The sequence below is a fragment of the Pseudomonas sp. R11-23-07 genome, assembly GCF_003852295.1.
GTDB lineage: Bacteria > Pseudomonadota > Gammaproteobacteria > Pseudomonadales > Pseudomonadaceae > Aquipseudomonas.
This window is the reverse complement of record NZ_CP027761.1, coordinates 1-25,632: the sequence shown is the minus strand read 5'-3', so window position 1 is coordinate 25,632 and position 25,632 is coordinate 1. Positions and strand designations below refer to the sequence as shown.

Sequence of the window (25,632 nt, the reverse complement as noted above, 5' to 3'; positions counted from 1 at the left end):
AAACTGTGGGAGGGGGCTTGCTCCCGATTGCGGTCTGTCAACTACTCATATGTTGACTGAAACACCGCTATCGGGAGCAAGCCCCCTCCCACAATTTGATTTGTGTCAGGCCAACTGGCGGCGCAGTTCGGCCAACACCGGGGCCGACTCCGGGCGTACGCCGCGCCACAGGAAGAAGGCTTGCGCCGCCTGCTCAACCAACATACCCAGCCCATCCATTGCCACCGCAGCACCGTGTTCCTCAGCCCAGCGACAAAACGCGGTGGGCTCTTTGGCGTACATCATGTCGTAGCAGAACGTCTTGCCCGGTTCGATCAAACTGCCCGCAATCGGCGGTACATCGCCCGACAGGCTGGCGGAAGTGGCGTTGATAATCACGTCCACCGGCTCACGCAGCCAATCGAAACCACTGGCAGACACCGGCCCCAGGTCGTCGAACAGCTCGGCCAGCACTTCCGCCTTTTCCACGGTGCGGTTGGCGATAATCAGCGAGGCAGGCCTCTCGGCCAGCAGCGGTTCTAACACGCCGCGTACCGCGCCACCGGCGCCCAGCAGCAGGATGCGCTTGCCTTGCAGGTTGAGCCCGGCGTTCACCGTCAGGTCGCGCACCAGGCCGGTGCCATCGGTGTTATCCCCCAGCAACGTGCCATCGGCCAGCTTGCTCAGGGTATTCACCGCGCCGGCGCGTTGGGCGCGCTCGGTGAGGGAGTCGGCCAGCCGGAAAGCGTCTTCCTTGAACGGCACGGTGACGTTTGCGCCACGACCGTGTTGAAAGAACTCACGGGCGCAGCCGGTGAAATCCTCCAGCGGCGCGAGCAGTGTGCTGTAGTCCAGTTGCTCGCCGGTCTGCTCGGCAAACATGCGGTGAATCAACGGCGATTTGCTGTGGCCGATGGGATTGCCGAAGACAACATAGCGATCCATCACTCCACCGCCTTGGGCGCAGCCAGGCCGAGCCAGTCGCGGTCCTGCAGGAAGTAATCGGTGAGGCGCGCTTCATCGCTGCCGGCTTCGGCTTTCCAGTCGTAGCTCCAGCGCACCTGGGGTGGCAGCGACATCAGGATCGACTCGGTACGCCCGCCCGATTGCAGGCCGAACAGGGTGCCACGGTCATAGACGAGGTTGAACTCGACGTAACGCCCCCGGCGAAACTCCTGGAACTGGCGCTGCTGTTCGGTATAGGCCATTGCCTGGCGGCGTTGCACGATCGGCAGGTAGGCGTCGATATAGGCATCACCGATGGCGCGGATGAAGGCGAAGCAGGTGTCGAAGCCCCACTCGTTCAAATCATCGAAAAACAGGCCGCCGATGCCACGCGGCTCGTTGCGGTGCTTGATATGGAAATAGGTGTCGCACCAGGCTTTATAACGCGGGTAGACGTCCGCGCCGAACGGCGCACAGGCCTGCTCGGCCACGCGATGCCAGTGCACGCAATCCTCTTCATTGCCGTAGTACGGCGTAAGGTCAAAGCCGCCGCCAAACCACCACACCGGCTCTTCGCCTTCTTTTTCTGCGGTGAAAAAGCGCACATTGGCGTGGGACGTCGGCACATGGGGGTTATGGGGATGGATCACCAGCGACACACCCAGCGCCTCGAAGCCGCGACCGGCCAGTTCCGGGCGGTGCGCACTGGCGGACGGTGGCAAGCCGCTGCCGAACACGTGGGAAAAGTTAACGCCGCCTTTTTCGATCACCGAACCGTTTTCAATCACACGGGTGCGACCGCCGCCACCCGCAGGCCGGGTCCAGGCGTCTTCGATAAAGCGTGTGTCCGTCTCGAAGGTTTCCAGGGCGCTGCAAATGCGGTCTTGCAGGTCAAGCAGGTAGGCTTTAACAGCCTCGGTGCGGGTAGTCATGGCATCACCTTGAATCGGGCAAAGCTACGCGAGGCCATTGGGCGTCGGCGGCAAATGGGCGCACAGGATACCACCGCACCCCGTGCCGTCGCAGTTGACGAAGATCAAGCTTAGGAGTCCGATAGGGGCCTTTGTATTATTCGACCCAAGGAGAAGGCAAATGGCCAAACGTATCCAGTTCAGCGCCCATGGCGGCCCCGACGTGCTCGAGTATGTGGACTACACACCAGCGGAGCCTGGCCCACAGCAGGTTCGGGTACGTAACGAAGCCATTGGCCTGAACTTCATCGACACTTACTTTCGCAGCGGCCTTTACGCACCACCGAGCTTGCCATCGGGGCTGGGCGCAGAGGGCGCTGGCGTGGTCGATGCCGTGGGCAGTGACGTCAGCCAGTTCAAGGTCGGCGACCGCGTGGCCTACGGCAGCGGCCCGCTGGGCGCCTACAGCCAGTTGCATGTCTTGCCCGCCGCCAACCTGGTGCACCTGCCAGACGAGATCAGCTTCGAACAGGCCGCCGGCGCCATGCTCAAGGGCCTGACCGTGCAGTACCTGTTGCGCCAGACGTATGAGTTGAAGGGCGGCGAAACCATTCTGTTCCACGCCGCTGCCGGCGGCGTGGGCTCCCTGGCCTGCCAATGGGCCAAGGCGCTGGGCGTCAAGTTGATCGGTACCGTGAGCTCACCGGAGAAGGCCGCCCTGGCCAAATCCCTGGGCGCCTGGGAAACCATCGATTACAGCAAGGAAAATGTCGCACAGCGCGTGCTGGAATTGACTGACGGCAAAAAGGTGCCGGTGGTGTATGACGGCGTCGGCAAAGACACCTGGCTGACCTCGCTGGACAGCGTGGCACCGCGTGGCTTGCTGGTGAGTTTTGGGAATGCGTCGGGTGCGGTGGACGGGGTGAACCTGGGAATTCTGGCGGCGAAGGGTTCGCTGTATGTCACCCGCCCAACGCTGGCAACCTATGCGAGCAATCCAAAGGACTTGCAGGCGATGGCCGATGATCTGTTCTCGATGATCAAGAGCGGCAAGGTGCGCATTGATATCAACCAGCGTTATGCGCTGGCGGATGCGGCCAAAGCGCAGACCGAGTTGTCGGCGCGGCGCACGACCGGCTCAACCATTTTGCTGCCTTAAGTAAGTCATCGGGGGCAAGCCCCCTCCCACCTTTGACGGAGTTGTCATGACGAACACCGATCAAGTGTGGGAGGGGGCTTGCCCCCGATGGGCGCGACTCGGTCTCAGGACGGTCGCACTACATCCCCTGTCACCAGATCGCGGATCAGGCTCGGGTTCTTGCGCCCACCCAGGGCGCCGCCCAGCACAAGGTCTACTTGCCCACGGAAATACTGCTCCACCCGAATCCGCGTACGCGCGGCCGGGCGGCCCTGAGGGTTGGCCGACGTGGAAATCAGCGGCCCGACCTGAGCACACAAATCCCGTACCAACGGATGGTCACTGACCCGCAGCGCCACAGTGTCATGCACACCGGTGACCCATTGCGGCAGCAAGTCCTGATGGGGCACCAGCCAGGTATTCGGCCCAGGCCAGGTGCTGGCCATGCGCTCGATCCAGGTGTCGGGGAAGTCTTCGAACAAAAAGTCGAACTGGCGAATGTTATCCGCCACCAGGATCAGGCCCTTATCCACTGAGCGATTCTTGATCGCCAGCAGACGGTCCACCGCTTCTTCATTCCACGGGTCGCAGCCCAGGCCCCAGACCGCTTCGGTCGGATAGGCAATCACCGCACCTGCGCGAATTTCTCGCGCGGCTTCCAGCACACGCCACCTGTTGACCATTGTTTACTCTCCGAACTAAAGCTGTGGGCAGTTTACCGATCTTCGTTACAAAACCCAGCTACAAAAGCCGCTACAAACGCGCGCAGCGCGCCAGCCAGCGCCCGCTTTCGCAGACCACCTGGCCCTCGAGTTCCAACTCGGTCAGGGTCGCCAGCACCTGGGACAGCGGCCGGCCACTGGCAATCGCCAAGGCTTCGCTGGTATGGGGCGCCGCGTGCAGCAGGGCCACCAGCGGATGCACCACCGGCACCGGCGCCGGGCGTGACAGCGCCTGCCAACCGCGCAAGCCTTCCAGAATGTGTTCGATGGTTTCCACCAGCACCGCGCCATCGCGAATCAACTGGTGACAGCCCTTGGCGCCGGGGTGATGGATGGAACCAGGAATGGCATAGACCTCACGCCCTTGTTCCGCGGCCAGGCGTGCGGTGATCAGCGAACCACTGGCCATGCCGGCTTCCACCACCAGAACACCCAGGGACAACCCACTGATGATGCGATTGCGCCGTGGAAAGTTACCGGCCTGGGGTGGGGCGTCCAGGGGAAACTCGGAAACCACGGCGCTGCCCTGGGCAATCATGGCGGCGGCGAGCGTCTTATGGCGCTGTGGATAAAAATTTTCCAGGCCGGTGCCGAGCACGCCGATGGTATGACCGCCCACGTCCAATGCGGCTTGGTGAGCCGCACCGTCGATGCCCAGTGCGAGGCCGCTGGTGATGACAAAACCGGCGCTGGCCAGGCTGCGGGAGAAGGCGGCAGCGGTGTCCATGCCGGGGCGGGAAGCACGACGGCTGCCGACCACGGCCAGCTGCGGTTTTTCCAGCAACGTCGGATCGCCGGCAACGAATAACAGCGGCGGTGCATCGTCGATCTGGCTGAGCAGTGCAGGGTAGTCCGGCTGGTCCCACATCAGTAAATGCTGGGCCGGGCGGGCCAGCCACGCCAGCGCCGCACTGGCCCCATCGCGAACCTGCGCACTGCGCCGGGCATCGGCACTCACCGCCCGCAACCCGAGCGCGCGCCATGCACTGGCCGGTGCACTGATGGCTTTGGAAGCAGAGCCGAACGCCTCGATCAACACGCGAAAACGCTGGGGGCCCAGTTCCGGCAGCCTGTGCAAGCGTAGCCGGGCTTCCAGCTCTGCCGGTGAAATTTCGTTGCTGTTTATCGGAAACATTTGATCATCCTTGACCGGAACAAGCTGTGGATAACTCTGTTGGTAACTTATTTAGCAGGCTATTTATTGCGTTTGATCGGCGCTCTTGAAACGATCCATTACCGCCAGCGAGCGGGACGCGCTAAGCACCAGGGCATAGCTGAGCTTTTCATAGGTGCGAAACACCAGCAGCGTGCCGGCACGAACCTCCGGGAGTCTCGTCGGGCTGCCGGTAAGCGCATCGCGCACCGAGGCGCCGGCCCGGATCACCGTAAGCAATTGGCCTTCGACCAAGCCATCGCGGCGCCCCTTGTTCAGGGTTACCGTATCCAGAACGCCGATCTGCGTGACCCCCTTGGGGATGTCGATGATGTGCCCTTCAACGAAGGGTGCAGTTGCAGGGATTTTCAGGTCCGCCAGGCCGACGTCGGGTTCGGCGCGCAGCAAACGGTCGCCTGGGCGCACCTCCTGGGTCACCCTTTGCACGGCCAGGGTGGTCAGGTCATCGGCCAGCAAAAAGCGCGCGGTGCCGATGTCGTCGGCGTTGACCCCAAGCAATTCTCGAGTGTTGGGGTCGGTGTAGACCCTGCCTCGGCGGAAGATCCCATAGCTCGGCTGGGTCGGGTCCAGGCTGCCTCTGGCATAGATGCGTTCACCCGAGGCGCCCAGCACGCGCCCGGCATCGGCGGCAACGATATAGGGCGCGTTGTCCAGGTCCTGGGGCGAGTCGAGTATGCGGTTGTGCAGCAAGAAGCCCTGGATAGCCTTTTGCGTGGAGGGATCCAGGCGCTGGCCGGGCTGGGGGATCAGCGCCATGGCGAACGGGGCCCACAGCAGCAAGACGAGTAGCGATTTCCTCATGGGGTCAATCTCCTTTATTATGTGCGTTCGCGTGAAACGCCATAGCCTTCGCGGCTTTCGAACGTTTCACACCGGCTGCCTGGGTCCATCCCACCGCCGATTTGCCTCTACCTCACATGTGCAGCAATTACGCTTATGGCTATTTTGAACATCCTCGAATTTCCCGACTCGCGCCTGCGCACGATCGCCAAGCCGGTGGCCGTAGTGGACGACAAGGTTCGTCAGTTGGTCGATGACATGTTTGAAACAATGTATGAAGCCCCGGGCATCGGCCTCGCCGCGACCCAGGTCAACGTGCACCTGCGCGTCGTGGTCATGGACCTCTCCGAAGATCGCAGCGAACCGCGGGTGTACATCAACCCCGAGTTCGAACCGCTGACCGACGAGATGGGTGAATATCAGGAGGGCTGCCTCTCGGTGCCGGAGTTCTACGAGAACGTCGAACGCCCCCTTCGCGTGAAGATCAAGGCCCTGGACCGCGACGGCAAGCCGTTCGAGCTGATTGCCGAAGGCCTGTTGGCGGTGTGCATCCAGCACGAGTGCGACCATCTCAACGGCAAGCTGTTTGTCGATTACCTGTCCACCCTCAAACGTGACCGGATCAAGAAGAAGCTGGAAAAAAAGCATCGCCAGCAAGCTTGATGCCCTCCTTCCAAAGGCTTGCTGCGGCAAGCCTTTTTCTTTTGTGACTGTTTTTAACCGAGAACTCCGATGACCGAGCCACTGCGCATTGTTTTTGCCGGTACACCCGAATTTGCCGCCGAACACCTCAAGGCGCTGCTTGCCAGCCCATATGAAATCGTCGCGGTGTACACCCAGCCGGATCGCCCGGCCGGGCGCGGGCAAAAACTGATGCCCAGCCCGGTCAAGCAACTGGCGCTGGAACACAGTATTACCGTGCTGCAGCCACCGACCCTGCGCAACGCCGACGCCCAGGCTGAACTGGCCGCACTGAAGCCGGACCTGCTGGTGGTCGTCGCCTACGGTTTGATCCTGCCCCAGGCCGTACTCGATATCCCGCGCCTGGGCTGCATCAACAGCCACGCTTCGTTGCTGCCACGCTGGCGCGGCGCGGCGCCGATCCAGCGCGCGGTGCAAGCCGGCGACAGCGAAAGCGGCGTGACCGTCATGCGCATGGAAGCCGGCCTGGACACCGGCCCGATGCTGCTCAAAGTCACCACCCCGATTACCGCTGAAGACACCGGCGGCAGCCTGCACGACCGCCTGGCTGAAATGGGCCCGCCCGCCGTCATCCAGGCCATCGCCGGTCTCGCTGCCGGCACTCTGGAGGGCGAAGTGCAGGACGACAGCCTGGCGACGTACGCCCACAAACTGAACAAGGACGAAGCCCGCATCGACTGGAGCCGCCCGGCCGTGGAGGTGGAGCGCTGTGTACGGGCCTTCAACCCATGGCCGATCTGCCACAGCACCCTTAACGGCGAAGCGTTGAAGGTGTTGGCCGCGACCCTGGCCGACGGCAAAGGCGCACCCGGCGAGATTATCGGTGCCAGCAAGGACGGCCTGTTGGTGGCGTGCGGCGAACAAGCGCTGTGCCTGACCCGTCTGCAATTGCCCGGCGGCAAAGCGCTGAACTTCAGCGATTTGTTCAACAGCCGCCGTGAGAAATTTGCCTTGGGCAGCGTACTCGGGGCGGCCGCCCAATGAACCCACGTCTGGCTGCCGCCAAGGCTCTCGCCGCCGTCCTCAACGGCAAGGCGTCGCTGAACAGTTCGTTACCCACGCAACTGGATAAGGTTGAAGACCGCGATCGCGGTTTCACCCAGGACCTGGCGTTCGGCACCGCCCGTTGGCAACCACGCTTGTCGGCGCTGGCAGCCAAACTGCTGCAAAAGCCGTTCAAGGCGGCGGACGCTGACGTCGAGGCGCTGTTGCTGGTGGGTCTGTACCAGTTGCTCTACACCCGCGTGCCGGCACACGCCGCCATTGGTGAAACGGTTGGTTGCGCCGACAAGCTGAAAAAGCCCTGGGCCAAGGCCCTGCTCAATGCCGTGTTGCGCCGCGCCCAGCGCGAAAGCGAAGCGCTGCTGGCCGAGTTGGAACATGACCCGGTGGTGCGTACCGCGCATCCACGCTGGCTGCAAAAATCCCTGAAGGCCTTCTGGCCCGAGCAATGGGAGGCCATCTGCGCAGCCAATAACGCGCACCCGCCGATGATCCTGCGGGTCAACCGGCGCCATCATAGCCGCGACGCCTATCTGCAATTGCTCAGCGAGGCCGGCATCAACGCCACGCCATGTGTGTACAGCATCGACGGTATCGTGCTTGAGGCCGCCACCGACGTGCGCAGCCTGCCGGGCTTTGCCGAAGGCTGGATCAGCGTGCAGGACGAGGCCGCGCAATTGGCCGCCGACCTGCTCGACCTGGCGCCCGGCCAACGCGTACTGGACGCCTGCTGCGCGCCTGGCGGTAAGACCTGTCACATCCTGGAGGTCGAAAAAGACCTGGGCGGCGTAGTTGCCGTCGACCTGGAAGCCAAACGCCTGGTGCGCGTACGCGAGAACCTCGCACGCCTGGGCCTCAGCGCCGAGCTGATCGCCGCCGACGGCCGCGACACCGCCACCTGGTGGGATGGCAAACCGTTCCAGCGCATCCTGCTGGACGCGCCATGTTCGGCCACCGGCGTGATCCGTCGTCATCCGGACATCAAGCTGACCCGCCAGCCCGACGACATCGCCGCCCTGGCCGTGCTGCAAGGCGAACTGCTCGACGCGCTATGGCCGACCCTGGAAGTCGGCGGCATCCTGCTGTACGCCACCTGCTCCACCTTGCCCACCGAGAATACCGAGGTCATCCAAGCCTTCCTTGCCCGCACCAGCGGCGCGCGGGAGCTGGACCTTGCGACCACGGCCGGCATCAAGCAACCGCACGGCCGGCAACTGCTCGCGCAGGAAGGCGGGCACGACGGCTTCTACTACGCCAAACTGATCAAGATCGCCGCCGCGCGCGGCTGAATGGGTTTAAGGGAGTGACCGGATGAAAATCATCATCCTTGGGGCAGGGCAGGTCGGTGGCACGCTGGCTGAACATTTGGCCAGTGAAGCCAACGACATCACCGTGGTCGACACCGATGCCGAGCGCCTGCGCAATCTGGGCGACCGCCTGGACATCCGCACGGTACAAGGCCGTGCGTCGTTCCCGACCGTGCTGCGTCAAGCCGGCGCCGACGATGCCGACATGCTCGTCGCGGTCACCAACAGCGACGAGACCAATATGGTCGCCTGCCAGGTCGCGCACACGCTGTTCCACACCCCGACCAAGATCGCCCGTGTCCGCGAAGCGGCCTACCTGACCCGCGCCGGCCTGTTCGACAACGACGCCATTCCGGTGGACGTGCTGATCAGCCCGGAACAGGTGGTCACTCACTACATCAAGCGCCTGATCGAAATTCCGGGTGCCTTGCAGGTGATCGACTTCGCCGGAGGCAAGGCGCAGCTAGTCGCGGTAAAAGCCTATTACGGCGGCCCGCTGGTGGGCCAGCAACTGCGCCAACTGCGCGAACACATGCCGAATGTGGAAACCCGCGTGGCGGCGATTTTCCGCCGTGACCGGCCGATCCTGCCCCAGGGCGACACCGTGATCGAAGCCGATGACGAAGTGTTTTTCATCGCGGCCAAGGCGAATATTCGTGCAGTGATGAGCGAAATGCGCCGGCTCGACGAAACCTATAAACGCATCGTCATCGCAGGCGGCGGACAGATCGGCGAGCGCTTGGCCGAGGCCATCGAAAGCCGTTACCAGGTGAAGATCATCGAGATGAGCCCGGCGCGCTGCCGGCATTTGTCCGACACCCTCGACAGCACCGTCGTACTGCAAGGCAGCGCTTCGGATCGCGACCTGCTGATGGAAGAAAACATCGCCGACGCCGATATCTTCCTGGCGCTGACCAACGATGACGAGGCCAACATCATGTCCTCGCTGCTGGCCAAGCGGCTGGGAGCGAAGAAGGTGATGACCATCATCAACAACCCGGCCTATGTCGACCTGATCCAGGGCGGCGATATCGACATCGCCATCAGCCCGCAATTGGCGACCATCGGCACGTTGCTCGCGCATGTGCGCCGTGGCGACATCGTCAGCGTGCACTCCCTGCGCCGTGGCGCGGCGGAGGCGATCGAGGCGATTGCCCATGGCGACTCGAAGTCGAGCAAGGTGATCGGCAGGGCGATCCGTGATATCGGCTTGCCACCGGGCACCACGATCGGCGCGATCATTCGCGATGAAGAAGTGATCATCGCCCACGACGATACGGTGATCGCCACCGGTGACCATGTGATCCTGTTCCTGGTGGACAAGAAACATATCCGCGATGTGGAGAAGCTGTTCCACGTGGGGTTGAGCTTTTTCTGATCAAGGAGTGACTGACATGCTCGAATCCCTGGAGAAAATGCTCGCCAAGGGTGTGGATAATTCGCTGCTGCGCTTTGGCTTGGGCAAGGGTTATCTGGACTTGAAGGACAATGCCAAGGCAGCCGAGCATCTACAGAAATGTGTCGAGTTCGACCCTAAGTATTCGGCGGCCTGGAAGTTGTTGGGCAAGGCGCAGTTGGGGCAGGGTGATAACGCTGCCGCACGAGACACGTGGGAAAAAGGCATAGAGGCGGCCCAGGCCCATGGCGACAAACAGGCCGAAAAAGAGATGACGGTATTTCTGAAGAAACTCGACCGCCAAGCTTGAACGCAGATCAAAATGTGGGAGGGGGCTTGCTCCCGATAGCGGTGTGTCAGTCTATGCATGGTTGACTGAACCACCACCATCGGGAGCAAGCCCCCTCCCACATTGGTTTTGTGTTGTGTTTGATTCAGCGGTGAATCAGTACCAACGCGCCTCGCCCGGCGGGCGTTTCTTGAAGCGCTTCATGCTCCACATGTACTGGCTCGGGTAGGCGCCGACATACCGTTCCACTACCTTGCTCATCGCCGCGCAGGACGTGGCGGTATCGGTGCTGTACATGTCTTCCGGGGCCGCTTCCAGGATCACTTTGTAGCCTGAGCCGTCCGGCAGGCGCAGGGCGTGCAGGAACACGCCGACCGCCTTGTGGCCCGCGAGCATGTTCGGTACGAACTTGCTGGTCAACGCCTGGGTCGCGAAGAACGGCACGAAGATCCCGGCGGATTCAGCCGGCTCGGGGTCGGCAGGGATTCCCACCTGGCCGCCTTTGCGCACTTCCTTGATCACGCTGAGAATGCCTTCCTTGGTGGACGCCGCCACGCGGTTGCCCAGTTGCACGCGTTGCTTGCGCAACAGCTCGTCGACCGCCTTGAGCTTGGGCGGGCGATAGAAAATGATCGGTTTGCACTGGCTGCAATAGAAATGGTTGAGCACTTCCCAGTTGCCCAGGTGGCTGGTGATGCCCACCACGCCTTTACCCGATGCCAAGGCTTCGTGCAGCACCTCCAGGCCTTCGACTTCGCGCACCAGGTCGATGGAACGCTGGGCCGGCCAGATCCAGGCGCAGGCGCTTTCGGTCAATGACTTGCCGATGTCCATCAGGCTGCGGCCCACCAGGCGCTCGCGCTCGGCCGGGTCCATGTCCGGGAAGCATTTGGACAGGTTGATCCGCACCGTGTCGCGGGAGCGGTTGGGGGTTTTCCACATGATCCAGCCGATGCCCGTGCCAACGGCCTGTACGGCGCGCCAGGGCAGCAGGGCAAACAACCGAAGAGCGCCTACCAGCAAGGCGCCTTTAAACTTTTCCACGGGTCACTCCTGATCGTGTGTGGTACGCAAAACGCGCATTCTAACCGGCGTTGGCCAGGTCCGCGTAACGGTCGCAGTCCTGAGTGTGGTCCATGACCATGCCCGAGGCCTGCATGAACGCGTAGCAGATGGTCGGCCCGACAAAGGTGAAGCCGGCCTTTTTCAAGGCTTTGCTCATCGCTTGCGCCTCGGGTGTAATCGCCGGGACTTCGCTGCGATCCTTGAAGTGATTGACCTTGGGCACGCCGCCGACGAACGACCAGAGCAAACCCACCGGGTCTTCCAGCGCCAGCCAGGCTGCGGCATTGCGGCGTGTGGCGTTGAGCTTCAGACGGTTGCGCACAATGCCCGGGTCTTGCATCAGCGCTTCGATTTCAGCGTCGGTCAGCTGCGCCAGGCGCTGCGCATCGAAGCCGAACAAGACCTTCCGGTAATGCTCGCGTTTGCGTAAAACGGTGATCCAGGACAGGCCCGCCTGGAACCCTTCGAGCAAAAGCAACTCGAACAAACCCTGCGCATCGCGCAGCGGCGTTCCCCACTCTTGATCGTGATAAGCCATGTACAGCGGATCTTCAGAACACCAAAAGCAGCGTGGCATAAGGCTCCAGGGAGTGGTGGCAGGGCCGAATCGGGTATACTCCCGCTCTTTAAATCGCAGCCCAAGTAACAGGTGAATTTCGTGAGCCAGCCTACGCCAGCCGTGCGTACCTTCCAAGACTTGATCCTCGCCCTCCAGCAATACTGGGCCGAGCAAGGTTGTGTGGTACTTCAGCCCTACGATATGGAAGTAGGCGCCGGCACTTTCCACACCGCTACATTCCTGCGGGCCATCGGCCCGGAAACCTGGAACGCCGCTTATGTGCAGCCCAGTCGTCGCCCGACTGACGGCCGCTACGGCGAGAACCCGAACCGTCTGCAGCATTACTACCAGTTCCAGGTGGTATTGAAGCCCAACCCGGACAACTTCCAGGAACTGTACCTGGGCTCGCTGAAACATGTCGGCCTGGACCCACTGGTCCACGACATCCGTTTCGTCGAAGACAACTGGGAATCACCGACCCTTGGCGCCTGGGGCCTGGGCTGGGAAGTGTGGCTCAACGGCATGGAAGTGACGCAATTCACGTACTTCCAGCAAGCGGGCGGCATCGAGTGCTACCCGGTGACCGGCGAAATCACCTACGGCCTCGAGCGCCTGGCCATGTACCTGCAAGGCGTGGACTCGGTCTACGACCTGGTGTGGGCTGACGGCCCGTTCGGCAAGGTCACCTACGGCGACGTGTTCCACCAGAACGAAGTGGAGCAGTCCACCTACAACTTCGAACACGCCAACGTCGACAAGCTGTTCGAACTGTTCGACTTCTATGAAAGCGAAGCCAAGCGCCTGATCGAACTCGACCAGCCGCTGCCGTTGCCAAGCTATGAAATGGTGTTGAAGGCGTCCCATACCTTCAACCTGCTGGACGCGCGCCGTGCCATCTCGGTAACCGCGCGCCAGCAATACATCCTGCGTGTACGCACCCTGGCGCGTTCCGTCGCCCAAGCCTACCTGCTGGCTCGCGCCAAGCTGGGCTTCCCGATGGCAACCCCGGATTTGCGTGATGAAGTGTTGGCTAAGCTGGAGGCTGCACAATGAGTGCTCAAGATTTCCTGGTTGAACTGGGCACCGAAGAGTTGCCACCCAAGGCACTGAACACCCTGGCCGATGCGTTCCTGGCCGGTATCGAAAAAGGCCTGCACAGCGCCGGCCTGAAGTTCGCCGCAAAGAAGGTCTACGCCGCGCCACGCCGCCTGGCGGTATTGCTCACCGCGCTGGAAACCCAGCAGCCGGACCGCAATATCAACCTGGATGGCCCGCCGCGTCAGGCCGCGTTCGATGCCGAAGGCAACCCGACTCAGGCAGCACTGGGCTTTGCCAAGAAGTGCGGCGTCGAGCTGAGCGAAATTGACCAGAGCGGCCCGAAACTGCGTTTCAGCCAGGTCATCGCCGGCAAGCCAACGGCCAGCCTGTTGCCGACCATCGTCGAAGACTCCCTCAACGACCTGCCGATCCCCAAGCGCATGCGCTGGGGTGCTCGCAAGGAAGAGTTCGTACGCCCAACCCAATGGCTGGTGATGCTGCTCGGTGACCAGGTCATCGAGTGCACCATCCTCGCCCAGAAGGCCGGCCGCGATTCCCGTGGCCACCGCTTCCACCATCCGCAGAGCGTGCGCATCACCTCGCCGGCCAGCTACCTCGATGACCTGCGCGCCGCCTATGTGCTGGCCGATGCCAATGAGCGTCGCGAGCTGATCAGCAAGCGCACCGAAGAGCTGGCCCGCCTGCAGGAAGGCACCGCCATCGTGCCGCCAAGCCTGCTCGACGAAGTGACCGCCCTGGTTGAGTGGCCCGTGCCGCTGGTGTGTTCGTTCGAAGAACGTTTCCTCGATGTGCCGCAGGAAGCACTGATCACCACCATGCAGGACAACCAGAAGTACTTCTGCCTGCTGGATGTGGATGGCAAGTTGCTGCCGCGCTTTATCACCGTGGCCAACATCGAGAGCAAGGACCCACAGCAGATCATCGCCGGTAACGAGAAAGTCGTGCGTCCGCGCCTGACTGACGCCGAGTTCTTCTTCAAGCAAGACAAGAAGCAGAAGCTCGAAGACTTCAACCTGCGCCTGCAAAACGTGGTGTTCCAGGAAAAACTCGGCAGCGTCTACGACAAGGCCGTGCGCGTTTCCAAGCTGGCGGCCTACATCGCGCCGCGCATTGGTGGCGACGCCGCCTGGGCCGCACGCGCAGGCCTGCTTTCCAAGTGCGACCTGGCTACCGAGATGGTCGGCGAATTCCCTGAGATGCAAGGCGTAGCCGGTTACTACTACGCCCTCAACGACGGCGAGCCGAACGACGTGGCCCTGGCGCTGAACGAGCAGTACATGCCGCGTGGTGCCGGTGCCGAGCTGCCAAGCACCCTGACCGGCGCGGCCGTGGCCATCGCTGACAAGCTGGACACGCTGGTAGGCATCTTCGGTATCGGCATGTTGCCTACCGGCAGCAAAGACCCGTATGCCCTGCGCCGTGCGGCCCTGGGCGTGCTGCGTATCCTGATCGACAAGAAGCTGGACCTCGATCTGACTCAGGCCGTGGTGTTTGCGGTCGGCCAGTTCGGTACCAAGGTCAAGCAAGCGGGCCTCGCCGAGCAAGTGCTGGAGTTCGTGTTCGACCGCCTGCGTGCGCGTTACGAAGACGAAGGCGTGGACGTTTCCGTCTACCTGTCGGTACGTGCCCTGCAACCGGGTTCGGCGCTGGACTTCGACCAGCGCGTACAAGCCGTACAGGCGTTTCGCAAGCTGCCGGAAGCCGATGCCCTGGCCGCTGTGAACAAGCGTGTATCGAACCTGCTGAGCAAGGCCGACAACCTCGGCACTGCCGAAGTCGACCCTGGCCTGTTTGCCGACGCCAAGGAGTTCTCGCTGAACTCGGCTATCGCCAAAGCCGAAAACGCCGTGAAACCGCTGATCGCCGAGCGTAACTACGCCGAAGCGTTGGCACGTCTGGCGTCGCTGCGTGAGCCGGTGGATGCGTTCTTCGAAGCCGTGATGATCAATGCCGAAGATGCAGGCGTGCGGAAAAACCGCTACGCCATGCTGGCGCGTCTGCGTGGGTTGTTCATCAATATCGCTGACATTTCCGTACTGGGCTGATCATGTTGAAACTGCTGATTCTCGATCGGGACGGAGTGATCAACTACGACTCCGACGCTTACATCAAGTCGGTGGCGGAATGGATTCCATTGCCCGGTTCGATCGAGGCCATCGCGCAGTTGAGCAAAGCCGGCTGGACGGTGGCCATTGCCACTAACCAGTCCGGCATCGCCCGCGGTTATTACGACATCGCCACCCTGGACGCCATGCATGCGCGCTTGCGCACATTGGTGGCGGAGCAGGGCGGTGAGGTGGGGCTGGTGGTGTACTGCCCCCACGGGCCGGATGAGGGCTGCGCTTGCCGCAAGCCCAAGCCTGGCATGTTGAAAACCATTGCAGAACATTACAAGGTGCCCTTGGCTGGGATATGGTTCGTCGGGGACAGTCTCGGTGACCTGGAGGCGGCCAAAGCCGTCGACTCTCAGCCAGTTTTGGTAAAGACCGGGAAAGGCGAAAAGACCCAGGCGAAAAACCTGCCGGTAGGCACTTTGATTTTTGACGATCTGGCGGCGGTTGCCGCAGAACTTATCAACAACTAGCCGCCCTCGACTTCCTGACCAGGGATTGTTCGGGAGTGCGCTTTTAACAGGCGGGCCGTGTCCCGCAACGGTAAATGCCGCCATGTCGATCTTGCAGGCCATCAGAACCTTTTTCTTTTACCTGCTGCTGGGCACCAGTTCGTTTCTCTGGTGCACCCTGAGCTTTTTTATTGCACCGTTCCTGCCGTTCAAGGCGCGCTATCGCTTCATCAATGTGTATTGGTGCCGCTGCGCGTTGTGGCTGTCCAAGGTATTTCTGAACATCCGTTTCGAGGTCAAGGGCGCCGAGAACGTCCCGGACCAGCCCTGTGTGATCCTGTCTAACCATCAGAGCACCTGGGAAACGTTCTTTCTCTCGGCATACTTCTCGCCCTTGAGCCAAGTGCTCAAGCGTGAGCTGCTGTACGTGCCGTTCTTTGGTTGGGCCATGGCAATGCTGCGCCCGATTGCGATCGACCGTGACAATCCCAAGGCGGCGCTCAAGCATGTCGCCAAGAAGGGCGACGAGCTGCTCAAGGATGGCGTTTGGGTGCTGATCTTCCCGGAAGGCACTCGTGTGCCTTTTGGCACCGTCGGCAAGTTCTCGCGAGGGGGCACTGCACTGGCGGTCAACGCCAACCTGCCGGTGTTGCCGATTGCCCATAACGCCGGCAAGTTCTGGCCCAAGACTGGCTGGGCTAAACGCCCAGGTACCATTACCGTGGTAATCGGCGAGCCCATGTATGCAGAAGGCGAAGGCCCGCGTGCCATTGCTGCATTGAACGACCGCGCCGCTGCCTGGAATGAAGCGCAGCAACGGGCCATGGGTTCATTGCCGCCGGTGCCTGTAGTGGTAGAGACGCCGGAGATTTGAGCATCTGTGGATAAGCTGTGCACGGATTGTTGGAAAATGTGCATTTTTGATCAGTAACCTGCTGATTTAAAGGCATATTTCTGAAGCGCATAAAATCTCAGAAAACGTGCATAAGTTTTTTCTTCATAAAAAAACCGGTCCTTGTGACCGGTTTTTTATGCACAGCAGAAAAGATCGTTTTCAGCCCTCTAACGGTGGCAATTGCAGGATGAACGTCGAACCCGTACCCAGCTCGCTTTCACAGCTGACATGCCCACCGTGGCGTTCTACGACGGCCTTCACCATGGTCAGGCCCAACCCTAGGCCGTCACTGCCTTGGGCCGAATTGAAGCGCCGGTATTGGTTGAACAGCTCTGGCAAATCTTCTGGCGCAATTCCGGGCCCCTGATCGCTGATGCGGCATTCCAACCAACCCTCCACACAGCCATGACTCAACCGGACGGTGGTGCCGGATGGCGAATACTTGATCGCGTTTTCCAGCACGTTGAATAGCGCACGGGTGAGCAGCGATTGATCGGCGAGCACCATGCCTTCGTCTGCTTCATCCAGATCGTGAACCAGATGAATGCCCTTAAGTTGGGCAATGACCGCCACCTGATCGAAAGCATCCATTACCAGCATGGCGAACAACGTAGGTTGGAATTGATAGCCGTCAGCCTCGGCTTTCGCCAATTGTACGAAGGACTCGGTGAGGCTCAGCGCGCGTCGGACCTGTTGTTCGATCTGGCCAAAGATGGGCGATTCACTGTCGTGTACATCCAACAGCGCGAGGATTGCCGAATGCGGTGCACGCAAGTCATGGGACAGAAAGCGCAGCATGGTCTCGCGATGCTGTTGCGCTTCGCGTTCCTTGCTTAAATCCGTGAGGCTCAGCAGCCAGCCAAGGGCGATATCGCCCTCGGCTGGAAGCAAGGGCGCAAGCTCCATGCGCAAACTGCGTTGGTGGATATCACGAAACTCGACCAGCTCCAGTGCAGACAGGGCAGGGCGCACGCCGTTATGCAGCGGTGGGTAACCCAGGTCGGCGAGTTGTTCGAGGAGGTTCTCGCGTACCAGGTCGTTGCCGAATACGTCACGGGCAACGCGATTGGCCAACAGGATGCTGCCCTGGGGATCGGTGATCAGGGTTGCGACCGGCAGGCATTCCAGTCCATCCGCCATAAAGCGCCGTGTATCCCGGGTGCGACTGACCGCCTGCTCGAGGGCGAAGATGCGCCCCTGAAGCACATCGCCCTTGCTGGCCGGTGCACGACGCCGCTCCGGCAATACTTTCGGTTCGTTATCCAGGCGTGCCAGTTCCCAGCCGAAGTAGGCGAGGATTACGCTCAGGCGCCGCCAGTTCCAGATCAGATAGCTGAGCAACAACCCAATCAGGCAGGCCGCAGGCGACCACCAATGGCCCAGGCTCAGTAACGCCCACGACATCAGTACCGACGCGGCCATGCAGCCTAGGGTCATCCATAGCGCATAACGCGGGCGATACAGCAGCAGGCCCAGCAACAATGCCACCACGGCCGTCGCCATCAGGGCCGCCAGCCAACCCGGCAGGTCGACAATGCTGCGCCCCTGCAATAAACCGTTAAGCACATTGGCCTGGATCTCCACGCCCGCTGTAGAGCCGGTCGCGCAGAGCGGGTTATCGAGGGCCAGGCCCGGGCTCAAGGATAAGTAAGCAGTGAAGGGCAACAGCACCAAGCCAATCAGCAACCATTCGCGCACCAGCCCGTGGAACAGCAGCTGCGCCCGGGTGGGTTGGCGTTTTTCAGCTTTACCCCATAGTTTCACAGGGCCACCGCCACAGGCCCGCCGAGACATCGATGATCATCGCATGAACGTGTCATAAGCCCGGTCTCCCTCCAGGTGGTTACGATGGGACGCATTAGAGGTGCTGAAACCAGTGAAGCTTATTTTGGTCTTACCGGAGGACCGGGTAGTCACCATAGCGTATATCGATCCTTTTCCTCATAGCCAGGAGCCGGTATCTTCCCGTTGGGGGCCGAGGATTTTTCGCGGGGTTACGGTCCTTTGATATCAGCGTACCGAGAGATTAGAGGTTCGTTGTATCCGCCCATAATTATTCAGATTCAGGGGCTGGGCTGTGTATGTGCACAGGCGCCCCTGATTAGGCTGCGTTATTTTTTGCAGGAAGGATCCACTCATGCGTGTCGCAATACTGGATGACGAACCCGCCGAGTTGAGACGGGTAGAACAGACACTGCGACAGATTCCCAGCACTTCGGAACAGCCTTGGTCCGTGCATTGTTTCGAACGCGGTGAAGACCTGCTGCGCCAACTGCGCCGTGAAACCTTCGACCTGCTGATACTCGACTGGCAACTGCCGGATATCAGCGGCATTGCGTTGTTGCGCTGGACCCGCGAGCACATGGAGTCACCACCGGCCGTGATCATGCTCACCAGCCGCGATGCGGAGAGCGATATCGTCACGGCGCTCAACAGTGGAGCGGACGACTACGTCAGCAAACCCTTTCGTCCTAATGAACTCAAGGCTCGCGTCAGCGCCGTCCTGCGCCGACACGGGCTGCAAAAGTCCGCCAGCAATGAACTCCAAAGCTTCAATGACCTGACATTCGATGACGCCGAGTTGACGGTCACGCGCGCCGGCACACCGATCAATCTCACCGAACGGGAGTACCGCTTGGCCAGCTGCCTGTTTGCCAACCTGGCGCGGCCACTGTCCCGCGAATACCTGTATGAGCGGTTTTGGTCCCATGAGGAAATGGTATCGTCTCGCCCCCTGGATACGCATATCTACCGCTTGCGTAATAAGCTCGGCCTGACGGCGGACCGAGGATGGCAGTTGCTGACGATCTATGGATACGGGTATCGGTTGGAGAGTGTGGCGTTACCCACTGAAGGATGATGTTCCACGTGGAGCATTTAGATAATGCTCAACAAGCACCCATAAAAAAGGCCAACGCTAGCGTTGGCCTTTTTGTTTTTGCCGGTACCTGATCAGAAATCCAGGTTAGACACCGCCAAGGCATTGCTCTCGATGAAGTCACGACGAGGCTCGACCGCATCACCCATCAGGGTGTTGAAGATCTGGTCTGCGCCGATGGCGTCTTCGATGGTCACTCGCAGCATGCGACGCTGAGCCGGGTCCATGGTGGTTTCCCACAGCTGATCCGGGTTCATTTCGCCCAGACCTTTGTATCGCTGGATGGTGTGACGCTTGGTACTTTCGGTCATCAACCAGTCCAAAGCTTCCTTGAACTCCTTGACCTGCTTCTTACGTTCGCCACGCTGAATATAAGCGCCGTCGTCCAGCAGCGTGCTCAATTGCGCACCGAGGGTGACCACCGTCTTATAGTCGTTGCTACCGAAGAAGTCGCGGTTGAAGGTGACGTAGTTCGACAGGCCGTGCGAGATCAGTTCCACCTCGGGCAGCCATACGTTGCGTTCACGGTCTTCGCGCAGACTGGCTTTGTACACCAGGCCAGACTTCTCTACTGTGCGCAGCCGCACTTCGTACTGGGCCAGCCAATCCTGCATGGCAGCATGGTCGCCCAGCTGCTCCAGGCTCACCGCCGGCAAGTAGATGAAGTGCTCGGTCAGCTCCTGCGGGTACAGGCGCGACAGACGCTTGAGCGTCTTCATCACCATGCGGAAGTCGTTGACCAAGCGCTCCAGCGCCTCTCCGGAGATGCCTGGGGCTTCGTCGTTCAAGTGCAGGCTGGCATCTTCCAGGGCCGACTGCGTCATGTACTCTTCCATGGCGTCGTCGTCTTTGATGTATTGCTCTTGCTTACCTTTTTTCACTTTATACAACGGCGGCTGGGCGATGTAGATGTAGCCGCGCTCGATCAGTTCAGGCAACTGACGGAAGAAGAAGGTCAGTAGCAGGGTACGGATGTGCGAACCGTCGACGTCGGCATCGGTCATGATGATGATGTTGTGATAGCGCAGCTTGTCGATGTTGTACTCGTCACGGCCAATACCGCAGCCCAATGCCGTGATCAAGGTGCCGACTTCCTGGGAAGAAATCATCTTGTCGAAGCGTGCTTTCTCGACGTTGAGGATCTTACCCTTCAACGGCAGGATAGCCTGGGTACGGCGGTTGCGACCCTGCTTGGCGGAACCGCCAGCAGAGTCACCTTCCACCAGATACAGCTCGGAGAGGGCAGGGTCCTTCTCCTGGCAGTCGGCCAATTTGCCTGGCAGGCCGGCGATGTCCAGTGCGCCTTTACGACGCGTCATCTCACGGGCTTTACGCGCTGCTTCACGAGCACGCGCGGCATCGATCATCTTACCGACGACCAATTTGGCTTCGTTCGGGTTCTCCAGCAGGAAGTCGGAGAAGTACTTGCCCATCTCCTGTTCCACCGCGGTCTTCACTTCAGAAGACACCAGCTTGTCTTTGGTTTGGGAACTGAACTTGGGGTCCGGAACCTTGACCGAAATAATCGCGGTCAAACCTTCACGGGCGTCATCACCGGTGGTGGCGACTTTGTGCTTCTTCGCCAACCCTTCCGCTTCGATGTAGGTGTTCAGGTTGCGCGTCAGCGCGGAACGGAAACCCACCAAGTGAGTACCGCCATCGCGCTGGGGAATGTTGTTGGTGAAGCACAACAGGTTCTCGTTGAAGCTGTCGTTCCACTGCAGGGCGATTTCCACGCCGATGCCGTCTTCACGCTGAATGTTGAAGTGGAACACCTGGTTGACCGCAGTCTTGTTGGTGTTCAGGTATTCAACGAACGCGCGCAGGCCGCCTTCGTACTTGAACAGCTCTTCCTTGGCGCTGCGCTCATCCTTGAGGACGATGCCAACACCGGAGTTGAGGAACGACAGTTCGCGAATCCGCTTGGCCAGGATGTCCCAGCTGAAGTGAATATTCTTGAAAGTTTCAGCCGAAGGCTTGAAGTGAATCTGGGTGCCCGTGGTTTCACTGTCACCGACGATTTTCATCGGTTCCTGTGGCACACCGTGGACGTAAGTTTGTTCCCAGATTTTGCCGCTGCGGCGTACGGTGAGAACCAGCTCTTCGGACAGAGCGTTCACTACCGAGACACCTACGCCGTGCAAGCCGCCAGACACTTTATAGGAGTTGTCGTCGAACTTACCGCCGGCGTGGAGCACGGTCATGATGACCTCTGCCGCCGAGACGCCTTCTTCTTTGTGCACGTCTACCGGAATACCGCGACCGTTGTCGCGTACGGTAATGGATTCATCCGGGTGGATGATGATGCTGATGTCGTCGCAGTGACCGGCCAGAGCTTCGTCGATGGAGTTATCGACCACCTCGAACACCATGTGGTGCAGACCGCTACCATCATCGGTGTCGCCAATGTACATACCGGGACGTTTGCGTACGGCATCCAAACCTTTCAGCACTTTAATGCTGGTCGAGTCGTACGTGTGTTCTTCGCTCATGCCTTCACTCCCGATGGTCGTGGGTCTGGGTGATACGGCCTTGTTCCACGTGGAACAAAGCGACTGGCGTTTCCGTCTGCCAGCCTTCCCTCAATAATTCGTGGTCTACACAGGTGATAAACACTTGGCAGCGTAAGTCTTCCAATAAGCGGCATAGCGCGCGGCGGTGTTGCTCGTCGAGTTCGGACGGCAAGTCATCCACCAGATAAATACATTGGCCGCGTCGGGACTGGCTAACCAGATGCCCTTGCGCAATACGCAATGCACATACCACCAACTTCTGCTGGCCGCGGGACAGGATATCCGCAGCATTGTGAGCGCCTAATCTAAGGCGCAAATCAGCGCGTTGGGGTCCGGCCTGGGTGTGGCCAATTTGCTGATCACGCTGCAGGGACGTCGCAAGCACTGCACTCAGCTCACGTTCTTTGTCCCAACCTCGGTAATAACTCAGCGTGAGCCCCTCAAGGTCCAACAACTCGCTCAAGGTCTGCTCAAAGACTGGTTTCAAGGCTTTGATATAGGCACGGCGGTATTCATCTATTTCGTCGCTGGCCAGGCACAGTTCCCGGTCCCAGGCCGCTTGTGAAGCGGCGTCAAGTGTACCATGCCGCAGCCACGAGTTCCGCTGCCGCAGGGCCTTCTGCAGGCGCTGCCAAGTGGCCATGAAACGCGGTTCCACGTGGAACACTCCCCAATCGAGAAATTGTCTGCGGATCTTCGGTGCGCCTTCCAACAGGCGGAAGCTGTCGGGGTTGATCAACTGCAACGGCAGGATTTCTGCCAATTGCGCAGCACTGCGTGCATTCTGCCCATCGATGCGAATCTGAAACTCTCCGCCGCGATCGCGGGATATCCCCAGGGCGCTGTGCCCACCCTCGGCCAACTCAACTTGGCCAAATACAGTGCACGCCAGCTGCTCGTATTGAATCACTGGTAACAGGCGGGCGCTGCGGAAGGAGCGGGCGAGGCCCAGCAGGTGGATGGCTTCCAGCACGCTGGTTTTGCCACTGCCATTGGCGCCATGGAGAATATTGATGCGAGGGGAAGGGGAGAAGGTCACCGGGTGCAGATTGCGCACCGCGGTGACCGAGACGCGACTGAGGGACATCTAGCTTCTGCTGAGCATGATTACAGGCGCATCGGCATAACAACGTAAGCCGAGTCGTCGTTATCGGATTCTTGTACCAGCGCGCTGCTGTTGGAGTCCGACAGAATAAGGCGAACCTGTTCGGTGGTCATCACACCCAGCACGTCCAGCAGGTAGCTCACGTTGAAGCCGATTTCCAGCGAACCGCCGTTGTAGTCAACGCCCACTTCTTCTTCGGCTTCTTCCTGCTCCGGGTTGTTGGCCTGGATCTTCAACTGACCGTTGGCCAATTGCAGACGAATACCCCGGTACTTCTCGTTCGAGAGAATGGCCGTACGGCTGAATGCCTCACGCAGGGCCTGGCGATCGCCGAGCACCAGCTTGTCACCGCCTTTAGGCAGTACGCGCTCGTAATCCGGGAATTTGCCGTCAACCAGCTTGGAGGTGAAGGTGAATTCGCCGGTGGTCGCGCGGATGTGGTGTTGCCCCAGGACGATGCTGACGTTGCCCTCCGGCTCGGTGAGCAAGCGCGCCAACTCGAGGATGCCTTTACGCGGCACGATGACCTGATGACGATCCGGTTGGCCGATATCGGCGCGCATCGAACACATCGCCAAGCGGTGGCCGTCAGTTGCCACAGCACGGATGATGCCTTCGGACACTTCCAGCAGCATGCCGTTAAGGTAGTAACGCACGTCCTGCTGGGCCATGGCGAAGCTGGTGCGCTCGATCAGGCGACGCAGCTTGCTTTGCTCCAGGCTGCAGGTCAGCGAACCCGGGCCTTCTTCAACCGTAGGGAAGTCATTGGCCGGCAAAGTCGACAGGGTGAAACGACTGCGACCTGCCTTGACCACCAACTTCTGCTCGTCGAGCTTGATGTCGATCAGCGCGTCGTTCGGCAGGCTCTTGCAGATATCCATCAGCTTGCGCGCCGGCACGGTGATTTCGCCGGGTTCGGCGGGCTCTTCGAGCTGCACGCGGCCAACCAGTTCGACTTCCAGGTCGGTACCGGTCAAGGACAGCTGCTGGCCTTCGACCACCAGCAGTACGTTGGACAGCACCGGCAAGGTCTGTCGGCGCTCGACGACGCCTGCGACCAGTTGCAGGGGTTTCAACAGGGCTTCGCGTTGAATGGTGAAATGCATGGTCTAGTCCCTTGCCTTAATAAGCTGCGCTGGTGTCATCACGTAGTCAGTGTACGCAGCAGGTTCTTGTAGTCCTCGCGAATATCCGCGTCGGATTCCTTAAGTTCGTTGATCTTGCGGCACGCGTGCAAAACCGTGGTGTGGTCGCGACCGCCAAACACATCGCCGATTTCCGGCAGGCTGTGGTTGGTCAACTCCTTGGAGAGAGCCATGGCCACTTGGCGCGGACGCGCTACCGAACGCGAACGGCGCTTGGATAGCAGGTCGGAAATCTTGATCTTGTAGTACTCGGCAACGGTACGCTGGATGTTATCCACACTCACCAGTTTGTCCTGCAGTGCCAGCAAGTCTTTCAGGGATTCGCGAATCAGCTCGATGGTGATGTCACGGCCCATGAAGTGCGAGTGCGCGATAACCCGCTTGAGCGCGCCTTCCAGCTCACGCACGTTGGAACGAATACGCTGGGCGATAAAGAATGCGGCATCGTGGGGCAGATCGACTTTGGCCTGGTCGGCCTTTTTCATCAGGATCGCGACGCGGGTTTCCAGCTCGGGTGGCTCTACAGCAACGGTCAACCCCCAGCCGAATCGCGATTTCAAGCGCTCTTCCAGGCCTTCGATCTCTTTGGGATAACGGTCACTTGTGAGGATGACCTGCTGTCCGCCTTCGAGCAGCGCGTTGAACGTGTGGAAAAACTCTTCCTGGGAACGTTCCTTGCGCGCGAAGAATTGAATGTCATCGATCAGCAACGCATCAACGGAGCGATAGAAACGCTTGAACTCGTTAATGGCGTTGAGTTGCAGGGCCTTGACCATGTCGGCCACGAAGCGCTCCGAGTGCAGGTAGACCACCTTGGCATTCGGGTTCTTCTTTAACAGGTGGTTACCCACAGCGTGCATCAAGTGGGTTTTACCCAAGCCAACCCCGCCATAAAGGAAGAGCGGGTTGTAACCGTGCTTGGGGTTGTCGGCCACTTGCCAGGCGGCCGCACGGGCCAGCTGGTTGGATTTACCCTCGACAAAATTCTCAAAGGTAAAGGTGCGGTTCAAGTAGCTGGTGTGCTTGAGCGCGCCCTCAACCTGCACAGTGCGCTGCTCGGCACGCACGGGAGCTTGCTGGGAGCTGGCACCTGCCATGGGGTCGAAGCTGTCACGGGACGGCTCTTCGTTCTCCAATGCATTTTTATGCGCGGAAGACTTGGAAGGCGTCGGCGCAGGGGCAGCGGCAACCGGTGCAGCCTGGGACTGGGAAGCAGCCGCGGCCAATGGCGCATTCGGAGCAGCGCGAGGTGCGGAGCTGCGTTTGCTGCCTATTAATAAGGAGAGCACGGGCGCGATGCCGTTGCCATGTTCGTCGAGCAATTCGAGAACGCGGCTCAGGTACTTCTCGTTGACCCAGTCGAGAACAAAACGATTGGGCGCGTAGACACGCAACTCGTCGCCTTCGGCTTCGACCTGTAGCGGACGGATCCAGGTGTTGAATTGCTGGGCAGGCAGCTCATCGCGCAAAAGCTCCACGCATTGCTGCCAAAGTTCCACTGACAC

At 60.4% G+C, this 25,632-nt stretch carries 23 protein-coding genes; 11 read left to right on the top strand and 12 right to left on the bottom strand.

The window, feature by feature from the left end; genetic code table 11:
* Positions 1 to 105: 105 nt before the first annotated feature.
* Together aroE and hemF are read right to left on the bottom strand one after the other, a co-directional pair.
* A complete protein-coding gene (gene aroE / locus C4J84_RS00115) occupies positions 106 to 924 on the bottom strand; it encodes a shikimate dehydrogenase (protein ID WP_124434742.1) in 819 nt (272 codons plus the stop codon).
* Complete coding sequence (hemF, locus tag C4J84_RS00110; RefSeq protein WP_124360592.1) at positions 924 to 1,856, bottom strand: oxygen-dependent coproporphyrinogen oxidase; 933 nt, start codon at positions 1,854 to 1,856, stop codon at positions 924 to 926. The genes aroE and hemF overlap by 1 nt, the downstream gene beginning before the upstream one ends.
* Positions 1,857 to 2,016: 160 nt before the next feature.
* On the opposite strand from hemF, the gene C4J84_RS00105 reads away from it, so the two are divergent.
* Positions 2,017 to 2,994 (top strand): quinone oxidoreductase, encoded by a 978-nt coding sequence (locus tag C4J84_RS00105; protein ID WP_124369048.1) that lies wholly within the window; start codon positions 2,017 to 2,019, stop codon positions 2,992 to 2,994.
* Between the two features lie 104 nt (positions 2,995 to 3,098).
* Here the strand turns inward: C4J84_RS00105 and C4J84_RS00100 are convergent, their stop codons facing one another.
* The 3 genes from C4J84_RS00100 to C4J84_RS00090 all read right to left on the bottom strand — a co-directional run bounded on the left by C4J84_RS00100 (position 3,099) and on the right by C4J84_RS00090 (position 5,670).
* Positions 3,099 to 3,656, bottom strand: a complete 558-nt coding sequence (locus C4J84_RS00100) for an L-threonylcarbamoyladenylate synthase (RefSeq protein WP_124365246.1) — start codon at positions 3,654 to 3,656, stop codon at positions 3,099 to 3,101.
* A gap of 70 nt (positions 3,657 to 3,726) precedes the next feature.
* The gene (gene dprA / locus C4J84_RS00095) at positions 3,727 to 4,830 is read right to left on the bottom strand and encodes a DNA-processing protein DprA (protein ID WP_124434741.1); all 1,104 of its coding nucleotides are present in this window, start codon (positions 4,828 to 4,830) and stop codon (positions 3,727 to 3,729) included.
* 63 nt (positions 4,831 to 4,893) lie between these two features.
* The gene (locus C4J84_RS00090; protein WP_124434740.1) at positions 4,894 to 5,670 is read right to left on the bottom strand and encodes a peptidoglycan-binding protein; all 777 of its coding nucleotides are present in this window, start codon (positions 5,668 to 5,670) and stop codon (positions 4,894 to 4,896) included.
* A gap of 135 nt (positions 5,671 to 5,805) precedes the next feature.
* Between C4J84_RS00090 and def the strand changes: the two genes are divergently transcribed.
* The 5 genes from def to C4J84_RS00065 all read left to right on the top strand — a co-directional run bounded on the left by def (position 5,806) and on the right by C4J84_RS00065 (position 10,366).
* Complete coding sequence (gene def, locus C4J84_RS00085) at positions 5,806 to 6,312, top strand: peptide deformylase (RefSeq protein WP_005783383.1); 507 nt, start codon at positions 5,806 to 5,808, stop codon at positions 6,310 to 6,312.
* A 69-nt stretch (positions 6,313 to 6,381) separates the two neighbouring features.
* Complete coding sequence (gene fmt / locus C4J84_RS00080; protein WP_124408697.1) at positions 6,382 to 7,335, top strand: methionyl-tRNA formyltransferase; 954 nt, start codon at positions 6,382 to 6,384, stop codon at positions 7,333 to 7,335.
* Positions 7,332 to 8,642, top strand: coding sequence for a 16S rRNA (cytosine(967)-C(5))-methyltransferase RsmB (rsmB, locus tag C4J84_RS00075; RefSeq protein WP_124434739.1), 1,311 nt, complete (start codon positions 7,332 to 7,334; stop codon positions 8,640 to 8,642). The genes fmt and rsmB overlap by 4 nt, the downstream gene beginning before the upstream one ends.
* A 22-nt stretch (positions 8,643 to 8,664) precedes the next feature.
* Positions 8,665 to 10,038 carry a Trk system potassium transporter TrkA gene (gene trkA / locus C4J84_RS00070; protein ID WP_124360585.1) on the top strand — a complete coding sequence of 458 codons (1,374 nt, stop codon included), beginning with the start codon at positions 8,665 to 8,667 and terminating at the stop codon, positions 10,036 to 10,038.
* 16 nt (positions 10,039 to 10,054) lie between these two features.
* Complete coding sequence (locus C4J84_RS00065; RefSeq protein ID WP_124434738.1) at positions 10,055 to 10,366, top strand: lipopolysaccharide assembly protein LapB; 312 nt, start codon at positions 10,055 to 10,057, stop codon at positions 10,364 to 10,366.
* Positions 10,367 to 10,501: 135 nt separating this feature from the next.
* Here C4J84_RS00065 and C4J84_RS00060 read toward each other — a convergent pair whose 3' ends face one another.
* Both C4J84_RS00060 and C4J84_RS00055 read right to left on the bottom strand, forming a co-directional pair.
* Entirely contained in the window at positions 10,502 to 11,389 is an 888-nt protein-coding gene (locus tag C4J84_RS00060; protein ID WP_014716285.1) for a lysophospholipid acyltransferase, read from the bottom strand.
* Positions 11,390 to 11,429: 40 nt separating this feature from the next.
* Positions 11,430 to 11,987 (bottom strand): DNA-3-methyladenine glycosylase I, encoded by a 558-nt coding sequence (locus C4J84_RS00055; RefSeq protein WP_124434737.1) that lies wholly within the window; start codon positions 11,985 to 11,987, stop codon positions 11,430 to 11,432.
* An 81-nt stretch (positions 11,988 to 12,068) separates the two neighbouring features.
* Here C4J84_RS00055 and glyQ point away from each other — a divergent pair, with 81 nt between their 5' ends.
* The 4 genes from glyQ to C4J84_RS00035 all read left to right on the top strand — a co-directional run bounded on the left by glyQ (position 12,069) and on the right by C4J84_RS00035 (position 16,465).
* Positions 12,069 to 13,022 carry a glycine--tRNA ligase subunit alpha gene (gene glyQ / locus C4J84_RS00050; protein ID WP_003187265.1) on the top strand — a complete coding sequence of 318 codons (954 nt, stop codon included), beginning with the start codon at positions 12,069 to 12,071 and terminating at the stop codon, positions 13,020 to 13,022.
* Positions 13,019 to 15,073 carry a glycine--tRNA ligase subunit beta gene (gene glyS / locus C4J84_RS00045; RefSeq protein WP_124402557.1) on the top strand — a complete coding sequence of 685 codons (2,055 nt, stop codon included), beginning with the start codon at positions 13,019 to 13,021 and terminating at the stop codon, positions 15,071 to 15,073. Before glyQ ends, glyS begins: the two co-directional genes overlap by 4 nt.
* A complete protein-coding gene (gene gmhB, locus C4J84_RS00040; RefSeq protein WP_177412761.1) occupies positions 15,073 to 15,612 on the top strand; it encodes a D-glycero-beta-D-manno-heptose 1,7-bisphosphate 7-phosphatase in 540 nt (179 codons plus the stop codon). Before glyS ends, gmhB begins: the two co-directional genes overlap by 1 nt.
* An 82-nt stretch (positions 15,613 to 15,694) precedes the next feature.
* Entirely contained in the window at positions 15,695 to 16,465 is a 771-nt protein-coding gene (locus C4J84_RS00035) for a 1-acyl-sn-glycerol-3-phosphate acyltransferase (RefSeq protein WP_124402556.1), read from the top strand.
* A gap of 180 nt (positions 16,466 to 16,645) precedes the next feature.
* Here the strand turns inward: C4J84_RS00035 and C4J84_RS00030 are convergent, their stop codons facing one another.
* Positions 16,646 to 18,280: an ATP-binding protein gene (locus tag C4J84_RS00030; protein ID WP_372238195.1), complete on the bottom strand. Its 1,635-nt coding sequence runs from the start codon at positions 18,278 to 18,280 to the stop codon at positions 16,646 to 16,648.
* Positions 18,281 to 18,623: 343 nt separating this feature from the next.
* Here C4J84_RS00030 and C4J84_RS00025 point away from each other — a divergent pair, with 343 nt between their 5' ends.
* Entirely contained in the window at positions 18,624 to 19,346 is a 723-nt protein-coding gene (locus C4J84_RS00025) for a response regulator transcription factor (protein WP_124434735.1), read from the top strand.
* A gap of 92 nt (positions 19,347 to 19,438) precedes the next feature.
* Here C4J84_RS00025 and gyrB read toward each other — a convergent pair whose 3' ends face one another.
* From gyrB to dnaA, 4 genes are read right to left on the bottom strand one after another with little or no spacing between them, the layout of a single operon-like run.
* On the bottom strand, positions 19,439 to 21,856 hold the full coding sequence (gene gyrB, locus C4J84_RS00020; RefSeq protein ID WP_124360577.1) for a DNA topoisomerase (ATP-hydrolyzing) subunit B: 2,418 nt from the start codon (positions 21,854 to 21,856) through the stop codon (positions 19,439 to 19,441).
* 4 nt (positions 21,857 to 21,860) lie between these two features.
* A complete protein-coding gene (gene recF / locus C4J84_RS00015) occupies positions 21,861 to 22,964 on the bottom strand; it encodes a DNA replication/repair protein RecF (protein WP_124360576.1) in 1,104 nt (367 codons plus the stop codon).
* 20 nt (positions 22,965 to 22,984) lie between these two features.
* Positions 22,985 to 24,088 carry a DNA polymerase III subunit beta gene (gene dnaN, locus C4J84_RS00010; protein WP_124369035.1) on the bottom strand — a complete coding sequence of 368 codons (1,104 nt, stop codon included), beginning with the start codon at positions 24,086 to 24,088 and terminating at the stop codon, positions 22,985 to 22,987.
* Positions 24,089 to 24,126: 38 nt separating this feature from the next.
* Positions 24,127 to 25,632 (bottom strand): chromosomal replication initiator protein DnaA, encoded by a 1,506-nt coding sequence (dnaA, locus tag C4J84_RS00005; RefSeq protein ID WP_124360574.1) that lies wholly within the window; start codon positions 25,630 to 25,632, stop codon positions 24,127 to 24,129.